Source organism: Corynebacterium ihumii (assembly GCF_028609825.1).
GTDB lineage: Bacteria > Actinomycetota > Actinomycetes > Mycobacteriales > Mycobacteriaceae > Corynebacterium > Corynebacterium afermentans.
Map to the genome: position 1 here is coordinate 1,792,279 of NZ_CP063190.1, position 21,641 is coordinate 1,813,919.

A 21,641-nucleotide genomic window follows, 5' to 3' on the forward strand; every position below is an offset into this window, starting at 1 on the left:
AAAATGTGCGATAGTAGGAGTATGAAAGCACTGCGCGTCATCGGGAAAGTCTTGCTCTGGCTACTTGCCGCCATTCTCATGCTGGTGCTCGTGGTCGTCGGGCTACGCGTCTACAACGGGCAGAAGTACCCGATCACGGACGCGTCGAATAGTGGCATGAGCTCGGACAAATCCTCCTACGACACATCCGAGCGTGTCACCGCCATCGAAGGCGACTACCTGAACGGCTTCCACTTCCACCCGGTAGAAAAGAAGCACCGCGGGGTGGTCGTGGTCTACGGCGGATCGGAAGGGTCTCCCGACTACGACCGTGCAAAGCAGCTTGCTAGCGACGGCTACGAAGTCTTAAGCCTGTTCTTCTTCGGCCAGCCGAATCAGAAGCCTACCCTCGCGAATGTCCCGCTCGAGCAGTTCGACGAGGTCGCCGACTATATCGAGGAAAATACCGACAGCACGGGCCCCGTCACCGTGATCGGCACATCGAAGGGCGCTGAATTCGCAGAACTGCTCACAGCGCACGGCTACCCGGTCGACAATCTTGTCGCCTTCGTGCCAGCCCACTATTCGTACAGCGGCTTGGACTTCGCCAGGGGCGAGGAGCTGCCCTCATTCACCGACCGGGGTGAGACGGTGGGGTATGCGTCGTTCAGGGAGGCGTCGATAAGCGCAGGCGCGAAAATGATGTGGGATATGGCGACAGGCTACCCGGTGTCCTACCGCGCCACGTACGAAGCTGCGGCGGCGAATGCGGGCGGCGATGCACGAATCGAGCTCGGCGATTTCGGCGGAAACGTGCTACTCTTCGGCGGCGAAGATGACCAGATGTGGCAGTCTGCTGATGCCGCGCGTGCGCTGGCGGAGCAGGGCGGGAATATTGAGGCGCACGTCTACCCGGACGCGGGGCACGCGTTCTTCCCGAATGCCGATGATGTCCCGAACGGGTGGCAGATCATGCTCGGCGGGACGGTGGAAGGAAACCGCGCCGCCCACGACGACGCGGAAAAGATTCTGCGCGAACGGCTCGCGCAGTGGCACGGGTAGATCACGCAGCTTTGCGGTCAGCGCGGAGAAGGCGACGGATGTCGTCGATGAGCTTGCCTCCCATCACATCGCGCCACCCCGCGCGGATCACCGTGAGCCCTAAATTCTGCAACTGCTTCTGACGCTCGAGCTCAGCGAGCATCACGTCCGTCGGCGCGCCGTAGGTGCCGTCGTATTTGAGGCGGCCATCAAGCTCAACGACAAGACACCCGTTGATCAGCGCGTCCACCACTGCGGTCCGGTGCTCACCGAACGGCCCCACGCGCTCGAAACTCATCTGAAACTCGATCTTCTCTATCTCCGGGATATTCGCCCGTAGCACCGCGTCGCGGCCGATCGTCTCCAGCGGGCTTTGCGAGGTTCCCGCGCTAAACCGGATCAAGTCTTTGAACGCACGAATCCCATTTGAGCTGGGAAGACTCTCCGCGTTGTACAACAACTGCTCGACTGAGACGTTGTAGTGGAAACGGATCGCTTCCATCGGAACGAGCGCCGCTAGCTCCCCGTAGTAACGGAAAGTGTCGAAGAGCATACGGATCGGCTTCACATATGCGACCCCGTCTTTTTCCAAGAAGCCTTCCTCGACGGTGCCGCTGCGGTAGATCACCCGCGGATCCTGCAACTTCCCGTAAGCGTTGGCGCCGCTCCTGAAACGAAGATCCACGACGGTCACGCGGTCGAGCGTGGGTAAGCCAATCCAGCGCGCTGCAGCTGGGCCCGATACCGCAGCCCGTGTCCGGCCTTTCATGACCGAACAGATGAGTTCCAATTCCCCTGAGTCCCCATGCCACATAGTTTGCCGTTCGCCGCCTGCTGACACAACGCCTCAGTGCGCATTACAGTGCGCATTTTCTGTGCACCTTGCAGTCGGCGACCAAACCGTGAAAACGGCCCACTAGATGCGCCTGAAATCCAGATCACATGAATCACATAAGAAACAGATGACCTGGGGTTTTAAAAATCGATTTCAAACGCATCTAGTGGGCCGCCAAGAATGCGGCGCGCAACCAAAAATGCGGCGCGCAACGCGACAACGCTGCCGAAGCAGCGCGACTCTACAGTGTCTTCGGTGCCGGGATCTCCTCGGTCTCGCCGGTCTCCTCGTAGCGGGCGAGGATGTCGATGCGGCGCTGGTGGCGTTCCTCTTCGCTCCACGGCTGGGACACGAAGGCGTCGACAATTGCGAGCGCTTCTTCCTCGGTGTGCATGCGGCCGCCGATGCCGATGAGCTGCGCGTTGTTGTGCTCGCGGGCGAGTTTCGCGGTCTCTTCCGACCACGCCAGGGCGCAGCGCGCACCCTTGACCTTGTTCGCGGCGATCTGCTCGCCGTTGCCGGAGCCGCCGAGCACGATGCCCAGCGAACCCGGATCGTTGACCACGGCCTCAGCCGCGGCGATGCAAAACGCCGGGTAGTCGTCCGCGGCGTCATACTCGTGGGCGCCGCAGTCGGTCACCTCGTGGCCCTGGGCCTGAAGGTGGGCCTTGATCTGGTTCTTGCGCTCGAATCCGGCGTGGTCTGCTCCAAGGTAAATACGCATGGCGTTTAGCGTACCTGGGGCATCTCCGTGCGGGTGCGCTTGAGTTCGAAGAAGTACGGGAACTCGGCCAGGCCGACGGCGTGGTCAAACAGCTTGCCCGCCTCTTCGCCCTCCGGCACACGCGTGATCACGGGGCCGAAAAACGCGGTGCCGTTCAACGCAACCACCGGGGTGCCCACGTCGTCGCCGACGGCGTCCATGGCGGAGGCGTGGAAGCCGCGCAGCAGGTCGTCACAGTCGGACGTGTTGGCCACCTCGGCGAAATGCTCGGGCAGGCCGACGGCGTCAAGCGCCTTGGCGATGATCTCGTCGTAGGCGCCGTGGCCCTTCTTGCCGCCTTCGCCACCGGCGTGGATCAGCTCGCCCATCGCGGTGTACAGCTCGTCGACCTTCTCGGCCTGCTCTTCCTTGGCCTTCGCGAACACGCGCGCCGGGCCCCAGTTGGCCTCCATCATGGCGGCGTAGTCCTCGGGGATGTCGCGGCCGTCGTTAAGTACTGCGAGCGACATGGGCACCCACTCGATCTCGATGTCGCGGACCTTTTCCACTTCCTTCATCCAGCGGGAGGTCTGCCATGCGAACGGGCAGGATACGTCGAACCAAAAAGTCACTTGTTCCGTCATGGCGCCCACAATAGCGCGTGTAGGTTGGGGCAGATGAAGACAAATTTGACTCGCAAGGACGCGCAGGCGCGCGCCGAACTGATTTCCAACGTCCGCTACGACATCGCCGTGGACATCACCGGGGCGGACGAGTTCACCACTGTAAGCACCGTCCATTTCGATTCGAAGGCGGGCACGACCCACTTCGACCTGGTCGCGGCCGGGTTCGAGGCCACCCTCGACGGCGAGGAGACGGGGCGGGAGCTTTCGCTTGACGACGGCGCCCACACCCTGGTCGTCACCTCCCACGACGCCTACAACCGCACCGGCGAGGGCCTGCACAAGTTCACCGACCCGGTGGATGGCAAGGACTACCTGTACACCCAGTTCGAGCCGGCGATGGCGATGAAGGTGTTCGCCGGCTTCGACCAGCCGGATTTGAAGGCCACCTACAAGGTCAGCGTGAAGGCGCCGGAGCGCTACACGGTGATCCTCAACGAAGCCGCCACCCGCACAGACAACGGCGACGGCACCTCCACCTGGACCACGGTGATCGACTACCCGTTGTCGACCTATCTCATCGCGATCTGCGCCGGAGAGTTTGAGCGCATCTCCGACACCTACGACGCCGGCGACGGCAGGACGATCGAGCTCGGCCTGTACGCGCGCGCCAGCCTGATCCCCCACATGGATTCGGAGCGCCTGTTCCGCCAGACCAAGGACGGCTTCGACTTCTACCACGCCAACTTCGGGCGCACTTACCCGTTCGGCGACAAGTACGACCAGGTGTTCTGCCCGGAGTACAACATGGGCGCGATGGAGCACGTCGGGTGCGTGACCTACCGCGACGAGTACGTGTTCACCTCCGAGCCCACCCCGTACCGCCTGGAGCGCCGCAACGACACCATCTTGCACGAGATGGCGCACATGTGGTTCGGCGACCTGGTGACCATGCAGTGGTGGGACGATCTGTGGCTCAACGAGTCGTTCGCCACCTGGTCCGCGGCCACCGCGCAGACCGCGATCGGTGAGTACGCGGATGCGTGGACCACTTTCGCGTCCGTGGAGAAGGCGTGGGCGTACCAGCAGGACCAGCTGCCGTCGACGCACCCGATCGCGGCGGACGCGCCGGACATTGAGACCGCGGAGCAGAACTTCGACGGCATCACCTACGCGAAGGGTGCCAGCGTGCTGAAGCAGCTGCAGGCGTACGTGGGCTACGAGGAGTTCTTCGCAGGGGTGCGGCGCCACTTCGACAACCACGCCTACTCCAACGCCACCTTCGACGACCTGCTGGGCGCGCTCGAGGAGGCGTCGGGCCGCGACCTGTCGGGCTGGGCGGAAAAGTGGCTGCGCACCACGGGTCCGTCGACGCTGCGCCCGGAGATCGGCGAGGGCTTTGCGGTGCTGCAGGAGGATCCGCGCCCGCACCGTGTGCGCGTGGGGCTCTACAAGCTTGTCGACGCCTCCGTCACCCGCGTCAAGCAGATCGAGACCGACATCGACGGTGAACGCACCGAACTCCCGGAGCTCGCCGGCGTCGAACACGACCTGGCGATTGTCAACGACGACGATCTGACCTACGCCAAGATGCGCCTGACACCGGAGCACCAAAAGTTTGCGCTGGAGCACATCGGCGAGATCGAGGATCCGTTGGCGCGGACTGTGATTTGGTCGTCGCTGTGGGAGTCGGTGCGCGACGGCGAGCTGGCCGCCCGCGAGTTTGTGAAGCTGGTCGCCGCCCACGCCGCCGCAGAGACGCACCCGAGTGTGCAGGAGCGCCTGCTGGCGCAGGCAACGCAGGCGGTGCGCCAGTACGTCGACCCCGCCTGGCAGGGCGAGGGCATGGACTTGCTCAACGCCGCCTTCCGCGGCGCGCAGCCGGCCGCCATCTTCGACCGCGCGCTGGCACGCCTGACCCCCACCGAGGACACCGTCGCGTATTTCAAGGAGCTGCTTGAGCGCTCGGATAACCAGGAGGTGCGCTGGCTGGCCATCACCAACCTCATCGCCGCCGGCGCCCTGCCGCTGGAAGCGGCGGAGAAGGAGCAGGACAACACGTCGGAGGGCGCGATTTCGCGTCTGCGGGCGAGAGCTGTCGTCGATAAGCGATGGGCTTGGCAGAAGCTCGTCGAAGACGACCTGACCAACCTCGAAGCCCGCTACCTCATGGATGGCCTGACGTTCACCTACGACGGGCTCGAGGGCCTGACCGACGAGTACTTCCGCCAAGCCCCCGCGCTGTGGGATCGCCTCACCAACGAGATGGCGCAGCGCACCCTCGAGGGCATGTACCCGCGCTGGGATGTCACCGCGGCGGCCGTGGACAAGGCAAATGCGCTGCTGGGTGGCGATGCGCCGGCCGGGTTGAAGCGCGTCATCGCCGAGGGCCAGGACCGCATCGCCCGCGCGGTGCGCAACCGCGAGGTCGACGCTACAAGCGCGTAAGCGCCTGCTCGAGGTCGGCGATGAGGTCGGCCTCCTCCTCGATGCCCACCGAGATGCGCACGAGCTCGCCCGGCACCTCGAGCGCGGAACCGGCGACGGAAACGTGCGTCATGGTGGCGGGGTGCTCGAGCAGGCTCTCCACGCCGCCAAGGGACTCCGCCAGGCAGAACAGCTTGGTGGACTTGTAGAAGGTTTTGGCCTGCTCGGTGGTCTGGAACAGCACGGAGACCATGCCGCCGAAGCGGGTCATCTGTTTCGCCGCGACGTCGTGGCCAGGGTGGGTTTCAAGGCCCGGGTAGCACACGCGGGCGACCTGCGGCTGGGCGTCGAGAAACTTCGCGACGGCCTCCGCGTTGTCGCAGTGCTTGTCCATGCGCACCGACAGCGTCTTCAGGCCGCGGCCGGTGAGGTAGGTGTCGAACGGCGAGGGGTTAGCGCCAACCCAGCCGAAGAAGAAGCGCAGCTGCTCGTGAAAGCCGGGCACGCGGGAATCGTCGCCGCAGACGATGCCGCCGACGACGTCCGAGTGGCCGCCGATGTACTTCGTGGTGGAGTGCACCACCACATCCGCCCCGAGCTCGAACGGCTTTTGCAGGTACGGGGAGGCGAAGGTGTTGTCCACCACCAGCGCGGCCTGCTGCTTCACGGCCGCGATCGCCTCGATGTCCACGATGTCCAGCATCGGGTTCGTCGGCGTTTCCACCCAGATGGCCTTGGTGTTGTCCTGCACGGCGGCAGCAACTTCTTCCGGGTTGGTCATGTCCACCACGGTGTTTTCCACGCCCCACTGCGTGAACACCTGCTGGATCAGGCGGTAGGTGCCGCCGTACGCGTCGTTGGACACGACGATGTGGTCGCCGGGTTTGAGCAGGATGCGCAGGATGACGTCGATAGCCGCCATGCCCGAGGAGTACGCGACGGCGTACTCGGCGCCCTCCAAAGCGGCGACGGCCTTTTCTAAGGCGGTGACGGTGGGGTTGCCCACGCGGGTGTACTCGTAGCCGCCGCGCAGCTGAGCCAGCCCGTCCTGGGCGAAGGTGGTGGAGGCGTAGATCGGCGTGTTGATCGGCCCGTACAGGCTGTCGGGTTCGTAGCCGGCGTGAATGGCGTCGGTAGCAAATCCAGTCATGTCTGCAAACAGTAGACCAAGCGGTTCACTAAGGCTTCATTTTTATGCACTAGACTCGGGACCCGATGAAAGCGCAAACAGAAACTGCCGAAAAGGTCGACGACGCCGTCGACGGCGTCACCAACTGGTGGAACGACCCAGCCACCCACGAACTCATGGTGGAACGCCCCCTGAAAATCCTGCTGATCCTCATCGTGGCGCTGGTGCTGAGCTGGGTGGCGCGCAAAGTAATCAACCGCGCCACACGCCACGGCATTGAGCGCACGCCCTTGATCACGCCGGAGGTGGACGACACTCTCCAGTCCCGCGCACAGGAAGCCCGCCGCGCGCAACGCATGAAAACACTGGGCAACGTGGGCCGGTCTGTGGCCGCGATTGTGATCTGGACGTGGGCGGTGCTGGCCGTGCTGGATCAGCTTGGCGTGAACGTCGCGCCGCTGATCGCTTCCGCCGGCGTGGTTGGCGTGGCTATCGGTTTTGGCGCACAGTCGCTGGTGAAGGACTTCTTCTCCGGCATGTTCATTCTCATTGAGAACCAGTTCGGCGTCGGCGACACCATCCAGGTCGGCGATGTGGTGGGCGAGGTGGAGGAGATGTCGCTGCGGATTACCACGCTGCGCGACATCGACGGCGCCCTGTGGCATGTGCGCAACGGCGACATCAACCTGGTGGGTAACCATTCCGCCCGCTTCTCCACGGCGCGCCTGCAGATCCCGGTGTCTGTCATGGCAAACCCGGACAAGGTGTCGCGCGTCATCGAGGACACGGCTGTGGCGGCGTGTCAGGACCCGGAGATTCGCGATGTGGTCCTGGGCTCCCCGACTATGCTTGGCCCCAGCGAGTTCAACCCGACGTACGTGTCCTTCCGCCTTGCCGTGACCACGATGCCGGGCGAGCAGTGGGGCGTGGCGCGCCACTTGAACCACCGGATCCTCGCGGCGCTGCACGAGCAGGACGTGGTGCTCACGGCGATGGATTCTGTGCTTGTAGAGATGAAGGAGAACAATGGAAATCGGTCCTAAGCAGGAGCAAACGCTTTACGACGCCGTCGGTGGCGACCCGTTCTTCCGCCGCCTCGTCGAAGGCTTTTACACCCAGGTCAAAAAGGACGACCTCATCGGCCCGATGTACCCGGACCAGGATTGGGACGGCGCGCAGGACCGCCTGCGCTGGTTCTTGGTGCAGTACTGGGGCGGCCCCCGCCTCTTCCAGGAAAAGCGCGGCAACCCGATGCTGCGCAAGCGCCACCTCCCGTTCGCCATCGGCGAGGCCGAGGCGGACCGTTGGCTTGAGCTCATGGGCAATTCCATGGAGCAGTTTTCTGACGACGAGCTCCCGCCCGCCTACCGCGCCCAGATGTGGAACCACATGCAGCGCGTGGCATACATGATGATCAACCAGGGCCCGCGCGCCTACTAGAACAGCAGCTTGGGGCGGGTGCTGCGGTAGACGGAGCCGAACGGCGCGTCTAGGCGCACCCAGCTGCCGGAGGTAGCGACGCGCATATGGCGCGGGATCTCGGCGGGGGCTTCGAAGCCGGGGATCAGCCCCAGTGCGGTGCAGGCGAAGATCATCCGCATGGGGATCTCCACCGGTGCGTCGCTGTCGGCGTCGGCGGTGAGCACTACCCCGTCGAGAAGTGAGCGGGGTGGGCCGGCCGGGCCGGAGAATTGCCGCGCCAGGTTGCGGCCCTCGTCCGCCAAGCGGCGGGCAACGCCGATGGGGACCTCCTCGCGCGCGATGAAGCCGCTGGCCGGCGGCAGGGCCCCGGGCCAGGCGGCGTCGCGTGCGGGGCCGACCTCGGCTGCGCCAGCCTTTAACGCGTCGAGCATGGCGCGGGCGCTGACGGTGGCGCCGGGGTGGGTGGTGGAGCCGGAGGTGCGTCGAGAAGCAATGGCATCAAACGGCGTGGTGACGAAGACGTCGAGCTGGCCCTCGCCCACCTCCTGGATGCGCGCGCTCGCCTGGGCATCTAGCGCGAGCGCACGCGAAAGTAGCGCGGTGAGCCCGCGCGCGCCGCGCTCAATCCGAACCGCGACCACTTACGCCCCGGCAGTCTGCGACAGGATGCCGATCTCCTTCTGCGTGATCTCGCGCGGCGAGGTCGTGGTGGTATCCACCGTGACCTGCACGCACTCGATCACGCAGCAGACCTTGCCCTGCGCGTCCTTGATCTCCTGGCGGGTGGTGAACGAGGTGTTGCCCACGTTGGCCACCTGCGTCTCCACCGTTACGGCCGTGGTGTTGGGCAGGATCGGGCGGACGTAGTCCACCTCGAGGCGGCGCACGAACACCACGAACTCGTGGCCCTGGGAGAAGAAGAACTCCTGGGCGAACGCCAGGCGCGCCTCCTGGGCGAGCTCGATGTAGGCGGAGTTGGTCACGTGCCCGTAGCGGTCGAAGTCGCTCCAGCGCACCGGGATGGTGTGGACGTGGATCCTGTTCGGCTCAGCCATGGGGTACTCCTATCGGGTGAGCTTGCGGTGGGTGACGCGCGACGGCTTCGCGGCTTCCTCGCCGAGGCGCTCGACCTTGTTGGCCTCGTAGTCGCCGAAGTTGCCCTCGAACCAGAACCACTTGCCCTCTTCCACGTTGCCCTCCCAGGCGAGGATGTGGGTGCAGGTGCGGTCCAGGAACCAACGGTCGTGAGAGATCACCACGGCGCAGCCCGGGAAGGCCTGCAGCGCGTTTTCCAGCGAGCCGAGCGTTTCGACGTCGAGGTCGTTGGTCGGCTCGTCCAGCAGGATCAGGTTGCCGCCCTGCTTCAGCGTCAGCGCCAGGTTCAGGCGGTTGCGCTCGCCGCCGGAGAGCACCTTGGACGGCTTCTGCTGGTCCGGGCCCTTGAAGCCGAAGGCGGACAGGTAGGCGCGCGACGGCATTTCGTTCTGGCCGACGTGGATGTAGTCCAGCCCGTCGGAGACGACCTCCCAGACGGTCTCCTCCGGGTTGATGTTTTCGCGGTTCTGGTCAACGTAGGAGATCTTGACGGTGTCGCCGACCTCCACGGAGCCGGAATCGGTTTCCTCGAGGCCCACGATGGTCTTGAACAGCGTGGACTTGCCCACACCGTTGGGGCCGATCACGCCGACGATGCCGTTGCGCGGCAGGGTGAACGACAGGTCCTTGATCAGCACGCGGCCGTCGAAGCCCTTGTTCAGGTCCTCCACCTCGACGACCTTGTTGCCCAGGCGCGGCGGGGTGGGGATCTGGATTTCTTCGAAGTCGAGCTTGCGGTACTGCTCGGCCTCTGCCGCCATCTCCTCGTAGCGCTCCAGACGGGCCTTGTTCTTGGCCTGGCGGGCCTTCGCGGAGGAGCGGACCCAGTCCAGTTCCTTCTTCAGGCGCTTCTGCAGCTTCTGGTCCTTCTTGCCGGCGACTTCGAGGCGCTCGGCCTTCTTCTCCAGGTAGGTGGAGTAGTTGCCCTCGTACGGGTAGAGCTTGCCGCGGTCGACCTCGCAGATCCACTCGGCGACGTTGTCCAGGAAGTAGCGGTCGTGGGTAATGGCCAGCACGGCGCCCGGGTAGGTCTGCAGGTGCTTCTCCAGCCACAGGACACTTTCGGCGTCGAGGTGGTTGGTGGGCTCGTCGAGGAGCAGCAGGTCCGGTTCGCTCAGCAGCAGTTTCGCAAGTGCTACTCGACGGCGCTCGCCACCGGACAGGTTGGTCACCGGTGCGTCGGAAGGCGGGCAGCGAAGGGCCTCCATGGCCTGCTCGATCTTGGAGTCGATCTCCCACGCGTCGGCCGCGTCGAGCTCTTCCTGCAGCTTGCCCATTTCTTCCATGAGCTCGTCGGAGTAGTTCGTCGCCATTTCCTCGGCGATCTGCTCGAAGCGCTGCTTTTTCTCAAACAGCTCGCCGAGGCCTTCCTCGACGTTGCCGCGCACGGTCTTTTCCTCGTTCAGCGGCGGCTCCTGCAAAAGGATGCCCACGGACGCGCCCGGCTGGAGGAACGCCTCGCCGTTGTTCGGCTGGTCGATGCCGGCCATGATCTTCAGCAGCGACGACTTACCGGCGCCGTTCGGGCCCACGACGCCGATCTTTGCGCCCGGGTAAAACGCCATGGTGACGTTGTCCAGGATGACCTTCTCGCCGATGGCTCGGCGGACGTTTTTCATCGTGTAGATGAACTCAGCCACTACGAATCCCCTTTGTTGGTGAGTGCGGAGGTGAATACCGCACTTAGGGTACATCACGCGCACGCGCGCCCCGCCGCTTCCAAAGCGCGCTGGAAGCGGCGGGGCAAAAGCACCAAAATTAGAAGGGCGCGCCGGCGGCGGCGAGCTCCTCGCCTTCCGTGTCTGTGTCGGTGTCGGCGTCGGTGCGGCTCACCCCGTCGACGTCCTCTGCGCTGACGCGGTGCTCTTCCACCGCCGGAGTGTCCGACAGGCTATCCCAGCCGCTCTCCGGCTCGGGGTTGTCGTCTTCCTCGCCGTTGAGCTTCCTGTTCAGCGCCTTGGCGTCCATCGCCTGAGGCATCTCGTGGCCTTCGAGCGTGTTGCCGGAGACTGACGTGCGCACCGAGTTGACCTGGTAGCGCGCGAGATCGAACGCCACGTGGCGTGCTTTGACCATGGTCTTGGACCGCAGGACCGGCTCGCCCTTGTCGTCTTTGCCTTCCCAGTACTCGTGGACAAGCTTGCCGATGACAATCACCGGGAAGCCCTTGCGCAGCGACGCGCCAGCGTTGATCGCGAGCTGGCCCCAGCACTCGACGTCGACGTAGAACTGGTTGTAGTCCCGCCAGACCTCGTTGCCGTTGTCGTTCTTTTCTTTCTTCGCGTCCGAGGTGGCCACGCGGAAGCGCAGCACGGCGTTGCCGGAGTTGAAGGTTTTGAAGTGCGGCTCGGCGATGAGGTTGCCGAGCAGCGTGTAGTCGATGTTGGCCATGTGGTTGGCCCCTTTCTGCGTGTGTGCGGATGGTGTGCGGTTGCGGGGGCGGAGCTTTGCGTCGATAAGCAATTGCCCCCTGCGCGAGCAGAGTCGCACGAAACACACACCGGAAAAAGGGGTCGGCCAAATTGTGGATAACTTAACCTGAGAAATTCACAATCCGCAGCTAGCGGCCATGAATTTGAGAAAGCATCTCGTTGTAGCGGCGCCATTCCTCGTCGTCGGTCTCCTCCGCGCGGCGGTCCGAGGCGGCCGTTTCCGCCTTATCCTCGCGCCACCACCGGATGAACAGCTCGCCGAAGACGATCACCAGCGGGAAGGAGCCGGACGCCCACGCGATGCCGCCGCCGTCCTTCTGCACTTTGAGCAAGTCCGGGTTCCAGGGCAGCTCCAGCGAGCGGTAGAAATCCTCGCCCATCACTGAGCCGAGCTGCATGAGGTAGACACCCATGAACAGGTGGAACGGCATGGACACCCACAGCCACAGCAGGCGCACCTTCGCGGTGGGGCGGCCTTGAATCTCGTCGGGGCCGATGAGCTCCCAGAAGTAGAGGTAGCCGGAGATGAGGAACACAGCGTTCATGATCACGTGCCCGGCGTGCTCGGAGATCATGAGCTCGTAGAACGGCTGGATCACGTACATGGCGTAGAAGAACACCAAAAACTGGATGGTGGACACCGGCGAGAACGTCACCACGCGCAGGAACTTTGAACGCTGAAAGCTTTCGGCCCACAGACGCGGGTTGAACTCGCCGGCCGGGTACGCCTCGCGCACAAGTGTCAGCGGCGCGCCGAGCACCAGAAACACCGGCACGCCCATGGACAGGATCATGTGGACGGTCATGTGCGCCGAGTAGGAAGCGGGCATGTGCATGCCCATGCCGGAGCTCAGCGTGACGACGAGCGTTGCGCAGCCCAGCAACCACCACAGCGTGCGCGCAACAGGCCACCCCTCCACCCGGCGGACCAGGTGCAGGTAATAGGCCGCCAGCAGGATCGCAATCACGCTGAACAACAGCTCCGGACGCCAGGTGGTCAGCCAGTTGGTCCAGGTCAGCGGCTCGGTGAGGTTGTAGCCCATCTGGATCTGCATGCGGGTTAAGTTCGGGTCCAGCGGCGGCGGGGGCGGGGTGCGGCCGAGCGTGACCGCCAAGCCGGAAATCGCCGCCATGATGAGCACCTCTCCCGCGGCGAGGCGGGTAAATGCGCGCGGTTGGGTGTGAAGCTGCGGGATGGTGCGCTCGCGGTGGACAAAGCCGATCATGCCGAGAACGATGATGCCGACAGTCTTGATAATCAGCACCCAGCCGTAGTTGTACTGCGTCAGGTCCTGCAGGCGCACCCGCACCAGCGCGTTGACCACACCAGAGACGGCCATGGCCAGGATGGAAAACAGCGCGATGCGTGAGTAGCGCTGGGTGGCGGCGGGAAGGCCGGGGCCGCGTCGTAAAGCATGTGCGACAAGCGCCATCAGCCCGCCGACCCAAAGCAGCATGGCCACGAGGTGCCAGATCAGCGAGTTGGTGCCGAAGTCGTGCGCGCCGCCGGTGGCCGAGTGGCCCGTCAGCGCGATCGGCATGACCACCACAATCGCGCCGAGGAACAGCCAGACCTGGGACCACCAGCTGGTCGCGGCGTACCCCAACGCCGCGACGACCGCCGCAAACGCCGCGACGATGAGCCACACGCGCGCGTCCGCCACTTGGTCCAGCGCCTGCGACCACGCGGCCGCCTCGAACAGGACGGTGTTGAGGGGCTGGCCGGAGACGTCGGAAAGCACCAGCGGAATCATGACCAGGCCAATCAGCGCGATGCCCGCGCTGGCGTGGGCGCCGGTGCGCGAGGCGAGGTGCCCGTCCACGGTCAGGCGCGCGCCGTTGAGGTCCTCTTGGGTCTGCTTCGGCGGGATGAGGAAGGCCGAGAGCAGAAACGAGCCCGTCGCCAGCGCCATGAGCAGCCACGCGACGCCGCGCAGCGCTGGGAGACCCACCGTGGTGGCCGCGCCCGGGTCCGGGATGCCCAGCTCCGCGAGGGAACCGCCCGAGAACGCCTCCCCCACCGCGCCTGCGACAACGGCCGCGATGGCGAACGCGGCCAAATACAGCGGCCAAGCGGGGGCGACGGTGCGAGTGCGCGCAGGTGCATTCATGCCGCATACCCTACTTTCGCCCAGGGCTGAGCCATAACTACAATCAGCCGGTATTGCCCCCATAGCTCAGTGGATTAGAGCATCCGGTTTCTACCCGGCTGGTCGCGGGTTCGAATCCTGCTGGGGGCGCAAATTGCCGCCTTGAGCACTCAATATCGTGGGTAGATAGCCCACTGCAATAAGTAGACAATAACCATGGGCGCCCCGCAGAGACTGGCAATCACGTAAATGGTCCTAACCGTGTTGGCGGAGGTTCCGTAGGTTTCAGCTACTCCAGCACAGACCCCTGCTATGAGCTTGCCCTCTTCGACTCGGTGCCATTTTTCTCGCTGGGACATTATGAAACTCCGTACCGCGCTGCCGGTTTTCGCGAGATTTTACATGAGACGCTGGCAATAAGTCTGCAACCTGCGCGTTCATTCTCGTCCGCGAACCCCGATCGTCAACTTTTACGAGAGCACCCCTTCGCTTAACAACGTCATTCGCCCGCCCACCGCGAATTTGAGACACATTTCTCACACTGTGGTACATTCACAATCATTCAATGAGATATTTATCTCGCACAGTGGAATGAAAGGACGGGCGCTGACTACCAGCGTCGAACACCACCCCACTCCCCAACCAGCGGCACCCACCGCGCTCCGCGAGACCACCCCGGAGGAGCGCCGTCGCGTCAAGATCGCGTCCACAATCGGCACGACGATCGAGTTTTACGACTTCTACGCCTACGCCACCGCAGCCGTGGCCGTCTTCCCGTTCCTGTTCTTCCCTAAGTCGGAGTCCAGCACGGTGGCCCTTTTGTCCTCCTTTGCCACGTTCGGTCTAGCGTTTATCGCCCGTCCGCTCGGCTCGGTGCTGTTCGGCCACTTCGGCGACAAGGTCGGCCGCAAGGCCACCCTCGTCGGCGCGCTGCTGACCATGGGCATCGCCACCTTCGTCATCGGTCTTTTGCCCACCTACGCGCAGGCCGGCATTTGGGCCCCGGCGCTGCTGGCTCTGATGCGCTTCTGCCAGGGTCTGGGCCTGGGCGGCGAGTGGTCCGGCGCGGCGCTGCTGTCCACAGAAACAGCAGCTAAGGGCCGCCGCGCCTGGGCCGGCATGTGGCCGCAGCTGGGCGCGCCGTTCGGTTTCCTGCTGGCCAACGGCCTGTTCCTGATCCTGGTCACGGTACTGGGCCACACCTCCGGCGATTTCGAGGGCGCGTTCATGGCATGGGGCTGGCGCATCCCGTTCCTGCTGTCCATCGTGATGGTCATTATCGGCCTGTGGGTGCGCCTGCAGGTTGAGGAGACCCCGGTGTTCCAGCAGGTGGAACAGTCCGACCAGAAGGCCGCCTCCCCACTGACCGAGGTGTTCAAGACCGCTTGGAAGCCGCTGATCCAGGGCACGTTCATCATGGTCGGCTGCTACACGCTGTTCTACATCGTGACCACTTGGTTTTTGTCCTACGGCATCGGCTCCGCCGAAGAGGGCGTGGGCCTGGGCATCGAGTACCCGACCTTCCTCAAGCTGCAGCTGGTGTGCATCTTCGGCTTCATCCTCGGCATCCCGGTCTCGGCGCACTTCGCTGACACGTACGGCCGTCGCCCGACGCTGGGCCTGACTTCCGCGGCGATCATCGTCTACGGCCTGTGCTTCAAGTGGCTGCTCAACCCGGAGACGTTCACCATGGTTTCCTTAGGCGTTTTCCTGTTCATCGGCATGATCCTGATGGGCTTCATCTTCGGGCCGATGTCGGCGATTTTGCCGGAGCTGTTCCCCTCCAACGTGCGCTACACCGGCTCCGGCATCGCCTACAACGTCTCCTCGATTCTGGGCGCGGCGATCGCCCCGTTCATCGCGACGGCACTCAACGCCCAGTACGGCCCGAAGGCGGTGGGCTACTACCTGGTGGTTGTCACCGCGATTTCCCTGGTGGCGATCCTCTCCACACACGAGACCAAGGACCAGGAGATGCACGAAATTTAAAACCCTTGCTTTCCACCTCGGCAAGTGACATACTTGCAGACATGGAAAGCAACGCAGTCTCCCCAGAAGAGGCCCGCGCCGCCCTCGAGCAGATCGACGGAATCGAGCACAACACCCAGCACAAGCGCACACCGCCGTGGGCATACGCCATCCTCGGCACCAGTTTCGGCATCACGATCGCCGGCACGATCATCGGCTGGAAGTACTGGTGGGTGCTGTTCGTGCTCATCGGCATCGCCTGCATCGCGCTCGCTGTCTGGGACAACAACCGCAACGTGCGCCCGAGCATGAAGCAGCCGCTGCAGGAGGACCCTAAAACGAACTGGGCCGCAGCTCTCGCCCCCGCGTTCATGATGCCGCTGATCTGGTTCGTCCCCGAAGGAAGCGTGGTTGGCGGGGTCATCGCCGGCGTGGTCACAGCGATCGTGTTCACGGCTGTCATGATCCACGAAAGCAGGAACCGATGAACGACATCGACCCCGTCATTCACCCCCTGGCGCGGCTGAAGATTTGTGCGGCGCTGTACGGGGCGGGAGCCGTCGAGAAGCAAACGTCCCGGCACGAGATGCGCTTCAGCTCGCTGAAAGACAAGGCGGACCTGTCTGATTCCGCGCTGTCGAAGCAGCTAGCCACGCTGGAGGAGCACGGCTACGTCACGCGCTTCCGCGAGTACGGCTCATCCCGCGCGAAGGACACGGTGTGGGTCACGCTCACCGCAACGGGCGCGCATGCCTTTGAAAACCACACGGCCGCGTTGCGCGAGATCGCGGGCGGGTAGATTCGTCCTCATGAGTTTTCCCGCACCTGCACCCGGCGCGTTCGCGCTGATCACCGGCGCGAGCCAAGGCATCGGCGAGGCCATCGCACGCCAGCTCGCCGCTGAAGGCCACAACATCATCCTTGTGGCGAGGCGCCAAGAGGTACTGCAAAAGCTTGGCGACGAGCTCTCGCTCGCCCACGGCATCGATGTCGAAATCTTCGCCGGGGACCTGTCCAAGGCGCGCGACGTGGACGCCCTGATTGAGCACATCGCTAACCGCACTGTTTCGATCTGCGTGAACTCGGCAGGCATAGCCAGCTTCGGACCGTTCATGGCCCAGGACTGGGAGTACGAGACGAACCAGTTCAACCTCAACGCCACGGCGGTGTTCCGCATTACCAAGGCGGTGCTGGACCAGATGGTGCCGCGCGGCGAGGGCGCGTTGTGCAACGTCGGCTCCGCCGCCGGCAACCTGCCCATCCCGAACAACGCCACCTACGTGTTCACCAAGGCCGGCGTGAACCAGTTCACCGAGGCGCTGCACTACGAGCTCAAAGATTCCGGCGTGCACGTCACACTGCTCGCGCCCGGCCCGGTGCGCGAGGCGTACATCCCGGAAGAAGAGCAGTCCATCGTGGACAAGGTCGTGCCGGATTTCTTATGGACCACCTACGAGTCCTGCGCCGCCGACACGATCAACGCGATGCGCAAGAACCGTCGCCGCATCGTGCCCGGCCCGCTTTCCAAGGCCATGGATGTGGTCTCCAACTACGCCCCGCGCGGGTGGCTGCCGCCGATCATGGGCAAGTTCTACGCACAGATGGGAGAGGAATAGATGGACATCGCCGCCAAAGACAACCGCATCGTCTGGGTGGATCTGGAGATGACAGGGCTGGATCCCTCCCGCCACGTCATCGTGGAGGTCGCGGCCCTGGTCACGGACGCTGAGCTGAACATTATCGACGAAGGCGTGGACCTGGTCGTGCACGCCACCGACGCCAAGCTCGCCGAAATGGACGACTTTGTCACCCAGATGCACTCCGACAACGGGCTGCTGGACGACATCAAGGCGTCCACGGTCAGCATCGAGGAGGCGGAGGGTGCGGTGCTCGAGCTCGTGGAGAAGCATTGCGATCCCGCACACCCCGCACCGCTCGCCGGCAACTCAATCGCCACCGACCGCACGTTCATCAAGGCGCAGATGCCGCGCCTCGACGCCGCGCTGCACTACCGCATGATCGACGTGTCCACGGTGAAGGAGCTGTCGCGCCGCTGGTTCCCCAAGGCTTACTTCAACCAGCCGCAAAAAGGCATGGCACACCGCGCGCTGGCGGACATCGTGGAGTCCATCCGCGAGCTGGATTACTACCGCCGCGCGGTGTTCGTGCCCGCCCCCGGGCCGGATACGGAGGCCGCCGTTGATGCGGCCGCAGGCGCAACCGACGCCTACCAGCCGTTTTTGTGAAAACACGGTGAGGGGCTAAGGTAGTTCCCGCTGCAAAAACAGCGATGGTGGCTGTAGTTCAGCTGGTAGAGCACCAGGTTGTGATCCTGGGTGTCGCGGGTTCGAGTCCCGTCAGCCACCCCAAAGTTTAAGGCCTGGCCTGCGGATTCGCGGGCCAGGTCTTCGTCGTTGGCGCCTGGTTGGTCCCTGGTTTGGTCGCCCGGGTTGCGGCTGCGGGTGTCCCGTTTTAGCAATGTGGCAAATATTTGCCACATTCCCAAAACAGCACACCCCTACTCGTACAGCGGATCCCCCGAACCGCCGGAGCGCTGCTCCCAATCGAGGTTCCAGTAGCCCAGGCCGTCGTAAGGCGTGAGCGTGCCCCCGGCGGTGTTCTTCACCACCACCGGGTCGCCACGCTTCACAAAGTTCTGGAACCACTGCGCGTTGTCATAGGAGGCGTTGATGCAGCCGTGCGACTGGTTGTAGCTGCCCATCGCGCCGAGCGCCCACGGGGCGGAGTGCAGGTAGATGCCGGAGTAGGACAGCTGCGTGGCGTAGTCCACCGGCGTGACGTAGCCGCCGGCGTCCAGCGCTAGGCCGAAGGAGCGCGAATCCATGGTCAGCTTCTCGTGCTCGTCGCCGACCACATACACCCCGTTGGGGGTGTCGTACTGGCCGTCGGTGCCCAGCGAAATCGGGAACTCCTTGACCAGCTCGTCGCCCGAGTACACGCGCAGCATCTTGTCGGCGTTGTCCACCACGGCCTCCACCTTGTCGCCAATGGTGAAGTTGGTCTCGTTGTCCCCGCCGCCGTAGAGGCCCTTGCCCAGCTTCTCGCCGTAGATGTCCACCTTCACGCTGACTTCGGTGCCGGGCTCCCAGTAGTCCTTTGGTCGCCAGCGCACCTCGTAGGGGTCCAGCCAGAAGAACGCACCTTCGGTGTCGTTGGAGGTCTCCACATCGATGTGCTCCTCCATCGCCTTGGTGTCTTGCACGGGGCTATCGAAGCGGATGGTCACGGCCTGGGCCACGCCGACAGTCGCGCCGTCCAGCGGGCCGATGTAGGAATTCACGGTCGCGTCCGGGGTCAGCGTGGTAAACGAAGAGACCACCTTTTGGCCTTCCTTGTCCCGGGCTTCCACGGTGTAGGTGCGGCCGTAGCCGAGCGGCTCGGTGACGGACCACTCGGACTTGTCGTCGCCGAATTCGCCCTCGACCTCTTTGCCGGCCTCGTTGGTCATGGTCACCGAGGACAACCCGGCAGCGGCGGTCACCGTAATCGGATCCAGCGGCGCGACTCCGGTCTCCCCGTTTGCCACGTTGACTTTGGGCGGGCGCGGCGAGGCCTTCTCGGTGGTCTTTTCCACCAGCGAGGCGTCAGAGGTGTGCGCGGCCGGCTCTAGCCTGCCGGTGTCCCCGATGGTGCACGACGTCAGCGTCGCCGCTGCAGCTACCAGCGCACAGGCGCGTACCACTCGACGGACCACGGCTTACCCCTCAACTATCTGGACAACACTGGGTTTTCGAATCCCCCACACTCTATCCCCTTACCAGCCAAAATCCACTATTGTCATGCGTGTTTTTTACTCTCATTAACTATGGGCCATTTTTGCCCGATGACCAGCCGATTTCACGCTAAGACGAGTGGGTGATACAGTTTCTTTTCGTTGCCGAGAGCAACAGAGAAAAACAAAATACGCGCCATTAGCTCAATTGGCAGAGCAACTGACTCTTAATCAGTGGGTTCGGGGTTCGATTCCCTGATGGCGCACAATATGTGGCGAGGCCAGTGGGAATGTTACCTGCTGGCCTCGTTTTGTTCTATCCTCCCCGTCGCCCCGTAGGACAGGCGCCGGTGCAGCCACTCGAAGGGCCCTCGCCTGCCCGTCGCCTCCAACGCCACGGCGAGCGCGAGCGTGATCAACCACACCACCGTGCCGGCGAGGAGCTTGCCGGCGAGCCCGGCGTCCTGCCACAGCCCTAGCCCGGCCGGGATCACCAGCAGCAGAAACAGAAACGACTGTGCGATGTAGCCGGACATGGAGCGTCGCCCCAGTGCCACGAATGCGCGCGACCACCCGGGCACGCGGTTGTGGAGATGCTCGGTCGCCAGCGCCAGGCCCGCGATGATGCCGGGGCCAGTGAGGAAGCCGAAGCCCTGGTTGAGCATGTAGAACACCGGCTCTAGCTCGGCTGGCAGCACCCCGTTAATCGAGAGCCCCCACGGCACGCCGACGAGCAACACGACGGCCACGGCGATCCACGTCCAGGTGGTGAGGGTGCGCCGGTGCGCGTGGACGTCGAAAAGCACTCGCTCCCGCGCCCACACCACCCCGATGACGGCGAGCGCGAACAGCTCAATAGCAATGAACCAGATCCCCTGCACGTAGCCGACCGCCGAGTGCGCGTTGGTGCTGAAGTACGCGCCGAACGTGGTCAGGTCCGTGCTCAGCTGATCCCGGGTGCTGTGCGGGTCAAAGTAGCCGTAGAAGGCGCCGAGGGCGCCCGACGCGCAAAAAGCCGCGAAGCAGCCGAGGATGACGTAGGCGATGCGCCGCAAGCTTTTCGACGCCATCCGGTACACCACCGCCAGCCCCACCCCGACCAGCCCGTAAGCGAACATGATCTCGTTGTAGAAGATAAGGAACATGTGCGCCAGACCGAACACCCCGAGCCACGCGTAGCGGCGCAGCAGGATCCGGCGCGACTCGGCAGGGCCGTATCCTTTCCGCACCAGGCTAGCGGCGACCATGCCGAGGCCGATCCCCAGCAAGGTAGAAAACATCGGCAGACCGCGCACGCGCACGAACATGGTAGTAAACACCGCCGCCCAGGCGTCAAGGGCGCTGTTGGGATTGATGCCGCCGATGGACCAGCCCGGCGCGTCCGCCGCGCAGTAGGCGTTGACGATCCAGCTTTGGAGCGTGTTCGCCATCGCGATGCCGAGCAGCGCCATGCCGCGAGCGAGATCCGAGACGATGAGCCGCTGGTTTTCCTTCACACCTGTAAGTCTATTCCCGCAGGCCACATCCCACCGGGGAACGGAACGTGAAATCGGCTATTGCACCCGCTGACCGTCCGCTGAGAGTAGGCTGAAGTGCATGAAGACAGCATTAGTGATCGTGGACGTGCAGAACGACTTCTGCCCCGGCGGTGCCCTGGCCACCGCGCGCGGGGATGAAGTGGCGAGCAAAATCGCCGAAGTGATCTCCACCGCCGATAGCCGCACGCACGAGTACGACCACATCGTTGCCACCCAGGACTGGCACATCGACCCGGGCGCGCACTTCTCGGAAACGCCGGACTACGTGGACTCGTGGCCGCCGCACTGCGTGGCCGATTCCTACGGCGCGCAGATCCGCGGGCCGGTGAAGACCGAGCTGATCGACCAGTTCTTCACAAAGGGCCACCACACCGCGGCCTATTCCGGCTTCGAGGGCATTAACGGCGACGGCGAGTTGTTGGCGGACTGGCTGCGTGCGCAGGGCGTCACGCAGCTGGACATCTGCGGCATCGCCACCGACCACTGCGTGCGCGCGACTGTTCTGGACGCACTCAAAGAGGGCTTCAAGGTCAAGGTGCTGCGGGGCATGTGTTCGCCTGTCGACGATAAACGCGGCGCCGACGCGCTCCAGGAAATGATCGACGCCGGCGCGGAGCTGGTTTAGC

Annotated in this window: 22 protein-coding genes and 3 tRNA genes; 13 read left to right on the forward strand and 12 right to left on the reverse strand. The window is 64.1% G+C overall.

What is annotated here, in order from left to right; genetic code table 11:
* Window positions 1-21 precede the first annotated feature (21 nt).
* The gene (locus CIHUM_RS08700) at window positions 22-1,041 is read left to right on the forward strand and encodes a dienelactone hydrolase family protein (RefSeq protein ID WP_034998156.1); all 1,020 of its coding nucleotides are present in this window, start codon (window positions 22-24) and stop codon (window positions 1,039-1,041) included.
* Between the two features lies 1 nt (window position 1,042).
* Here the strand turns inward: CIHUM_RS08700 and CIHUM_RS08705 are convergent, their stop codons facing one another.
* The 3 genes from CIHUM_RS08705 to CIHUM_RS08715 all read right to left on the reverse strand — a co-directional run bounded on the left by CIHUM_RS08705 (window position 1,043) and on the right by CIHUM_RS08715 (window position 3,202).
* Window positions 1,043-1,714: a hypothetical protein gene (locus tag CIHUM_RS08705; protein WP_148363829.1), complete on the reverse strand. Its 672-nt coding sequence runs from the start codon at window positions 1,712-1,714 to the stop codon at window positions 1,043-1,045.
* A 382-nt stretch (window positions 1,715-2,096) separates the two neighbouring features.
* Window positions 2,097-2,579 carry a ribose-5-phosphate isomerase gene (locus CIHUM_RS08710; RefSeq protein ID WP_034998151.1) on the reverse strand — a complete coding sequence of 161 codons (483 nt, stop codon included), beginning with the start codon at window positions 2,577-2,579 and terminating at the stop codon, window positions 2,097-2,099.
* Window positions 2,580-2,584: 5 nt separating this feature from the next.
* Entirely contained in the window at window positions 2,585-3,202 is a 618-nt protein-coding gene (locus CIHUM_RS08715) for a mycothiol-dependent nitroreductase Rv2466c family protein (RefSeq protein ID WP_034998149.1), read from the reverse strand.
* Between the two features lie 33 nt (window positions 3,203-3,235).
* Between CIHUM_RS08715 and pepN the strand changes: the two genes are divergently transcribed.
* Window positions 3,236-5,629: an aminopeptidase N gene (gene pepN, locus CIHUM_RS08720; protein WP_034998146.1), complete on the forward strand. Its 2,394-nt coding sequence runs from the start codon at window positions 3,236-3,238 to the stop codon at window positions 5,627-5,629.
* Here pepN and CIHUM_RS08725 read toward each other — a convergent pair.
* Entirely contained in the window at window positions 5,616-6,758 is a 1,143-nt protein-coding gene (locus tag CIHUM_RS08725; RefSeq protein ID WP_034998143.1) for a cystathionine gamma-synthase, read from the reverse strand. The two genes, pepN and CIHUM_RS08725, sit on opposite strands and share 14 nt — an antisense overlap.
* A 65-nt stretch (window positions 6,759-6,823) precedes the next feature.
* Between CIHUM_RS08725 and CIHUM_RS08730 the strand changes: the two genes are divergently transcribed.
* Both CIHUM_RS08730 and CIHUM_RS08735 read left to right on the forward strand, forming a co-directional pair.
* Window positions 6,824-7,780 carry a mechanosensitive ion channel family protein gene (locus tag CIHUM_RS08730; RefSeq protein WP_051106318.1) on the forward strand — a complete coding sequence of 319 codons (957 nt, stop codon included), beginning with the start codon at window positions 6,824-6,826 and terminating at the stop codon, window positions 7,778-7,780.
* Window positions 7,764-8,177 (forward strand): globin, encoded by a 414-nt coding sequence (locus CIHUM_RS08735; protein WP_034998141.1) that lies wholly within the window; start codon window positions 7,764-7,766, stop codon window positions 8,175-8,177. The genes CIHUM_RS08730 and CIHUM_RS08735 overlap by 17 nt, the downstream gene beginning before the upstream one ends.
* Here CIHUM_RS08735 and CIHUM_RS08740 read toward each other — a convergent pair.
* The 5 genes from CIHUM_RS08740 to CIHUM_RS08760 form a co-directional block, all read right to left on the reverse strand.
* Window positions 8,174-8,800: a DUF8185 domain-containing protein gene (locus CIHUM_RS08740; RefSeq protein WP_034998138.1), complete on the reverse strand. Its 627-nt coding sequence runs from the start codon at window positions 8,798-8,800 to the stop codon at window positions 8,174-8,176. The two genes, CIHUM_RS08735 and CIHUM_RS08740, sit on opposite strands and share 4 nt — an antisense overlap.
* A complete protein-coding gene (locus CIHUM_RS08745) occupies window positions 8,801-9,214 on the reverse strand; it encodes an acyl-CoA thioesterase (RefSeq protein ID WP_034998136.1) in 414 nt (137 codons plus the stop codon).
* 9 nt (window positions 9,215-9,223) lie between these two features.
* The gene (gene ettA / locus CIHUM_RS08750; RefSeq protein ID WP_034998134.1) at window positions 9,224-10,894 is read right to left on the reverse strand and encodes an energy-dependent translational throttle protein EttA; all 1,671 of its coding nucleotides are present in this window, start codon (window positions 10,892-10,894) and stop codon (window positions 9,224-9,226) included.
* Between the two features lie 118 nt (window positions 10,895-11,012).
* Window positions 11,013-11,645: a single-stranded DNA-binding protein gene (locus CIHUM_RS08755; protein ID WP_051106317.1), complete on the reverse strand. Its 633-nt coding sequence runs from the start codon at window positions 11,643-11,645 to the stop codon at window positions 11,013-11,015.
* A 169-nt stretch (window positions 11,646-11,814) separates the two neighbouring features.
* Window positions 11,815-13,797: a bifunctional copper resistance protein CopD/cytochrome c oxidase assembly protein gene (locus tag CIHUM_RS08760; protein ID WP_034998133.1), complete on the reverse strand. Its 1,983-nt coding sequence runs from the start codon at window positions 13,795-13,797 to the stop codon at window positions 11,815-11,817.
* Window positions 13,798-13,852: 55 nt separating this feature from the next.
* On the opposite strand from CIHUM_RS08760, the gene CIHUM_RS08765 reads away from it, so the two are divergent.
* Window positions 13,853-13,926 (forward strand) — tRNA-Arg (locus CIHUM_RS08765).
* A gap of 20 nt (window positions 13,927-13,946) precedes the next feature.
* Here the strand turns inward: CIHUM_RS08765 and CIHUM_RS08770 are convergent.
* On the reverse strand, window positions 13,947-14,135 hold the full coding sequence (locus CIHUM_RS08770; RefSeq protein ID WP_074431983.1) for a PspC domain-containing protein: 189 nt from the start codon (window positions 14,133-14,135) through the stop codon (window positions 13,947-13,949).
* Between the two features lie 232 nt (window positions 14,136-14,367).
* On the opposite strand from CIHUM_RS08770, the gene CIHUM_RS08775 reads away from it, so the two are divergent.
* The 6 genes from CIHUM_RS08775 (at window position 14,368) to CIHUM_RS08800 (ending at window position 18,113) form a co-directional block, all read left to right on the forward strand.
* A complete protein-coding gene (locus CIHUM_RS08775; RefSeq protein WP_081634391.1) occupies window positions 14,368-15,765 on the forward strand; it encodes an MFS transporter in 1,398 nt (465 codons plus the stop codon).
* A 41-nt stretch (window positions 15,766-15,806) separates the two neighbouring features.
* Entirely contained in the window at window positions 15,807-16,232 is a 426-nt protein-coding gene (locus CIHUM_RS08780; RefSeq protein ID WP_051106316.1) for a hypothetical protein, read from the forward strand.
* Window positions 16,229-16,543, forward strand: a complete 315-nt coding sequence (locus CIHUM_RS08785) for a transcriptional regulator (RefSeq protein WP_034998125.1) — start codon at window positions 16,229-16,231, stop codon at window positions 16,541-16,543. Before CIHUM_RS08780 ends, CIHUM_RS08785 begins: the two co-directional genes overlap by 4 nt.
* A 10-nt stretch (window positions 16,544-16,553) precedes the next feature.
* Entirely contained in the window at window positions 16,554-17,360 is an 807-nt protein-coding gene (gene cmrA / locus CIHUM_RS08790; protein WP_034998122.1) for a mycolate reductase, read from the forward strand.
* Entirely contained in the window at window positions 17,361-17,990 is a 630-nt protein-coding gene (gene orn, locus CIHUM_RS08795; protein ID WP_034998119.1) for an oligoribonuclease, read from the forward strand.
* A 47-nt stretch (window positions 17,991-18,037) separates the two neighbouring features.
* Window positions 18,038-18,113: transfer RNA gene (locus CIHUM_RS08800), tRNA-His, on the forward strand.
* Window positions 18,114-18,262: 149 nt separating this feature from the next.
* On the opposite strand, the gene CIHUM_RS08805 is transcribed toward CIHUM_RS08800, so the two are convergent.
* Complete coding sequence (locus tag CIHUM_RS08805) at window positions 18,263-19,459, reverse strand: L,D-transpeptidase (protein ID WP_034998117.1); 1,197 nt, start codon at window positions 19,457-19,459, stop codon at window positions 18,263-18,265.
* A gap of 211 nt (window positions 19,460-19,670) precedes the next feature.
* Here CIHUM_RS08805 and CIHUM_RS08810 point away from each other — a divergent pair.
* Window positions 19,671-19,743: transfer RNA gene (locus tag CIHUM_RS08810), tRNA-Lys, on the forward strand.
* A 27-nt stretch (window positions 19,744-19,770) separates the two neighbouring features.
* Here the strand turns inward: CIHUM_RS08810 and CIHUM_RS08815 are convergent.
* Window positions 19,771-20,973 (reverse strand): DUF418 domain-containing protein, encoded by a 1,203-nt coding sequence (locus CIHUM_RS08815; RefSeq protein ID WP_034998114.1) that lies wholly within the window; start codon window positions 20,971-20,973, stop codon window positions 19,771-19,773.
* Between the two features lie 100 nt (window positions 20,974-21,073).
* Here CIHUM_RS08815 and CIHUM_RS08820 point away from each other — a divergent pair, with 100 nt between their 5' ends.
* Window positions 21,074-21,640, forward strand: a complete 567-nt coding sequence (locus CIHUM_RS08820; protein WP_034998107.1) for an isochorismatase family protein — start codon at window positions 21,074-21,076, stop codon at window positions 21,638-21,640.
* The last annotated feature ends 1 nt before the right edge of the window (window position 21,641 follow it).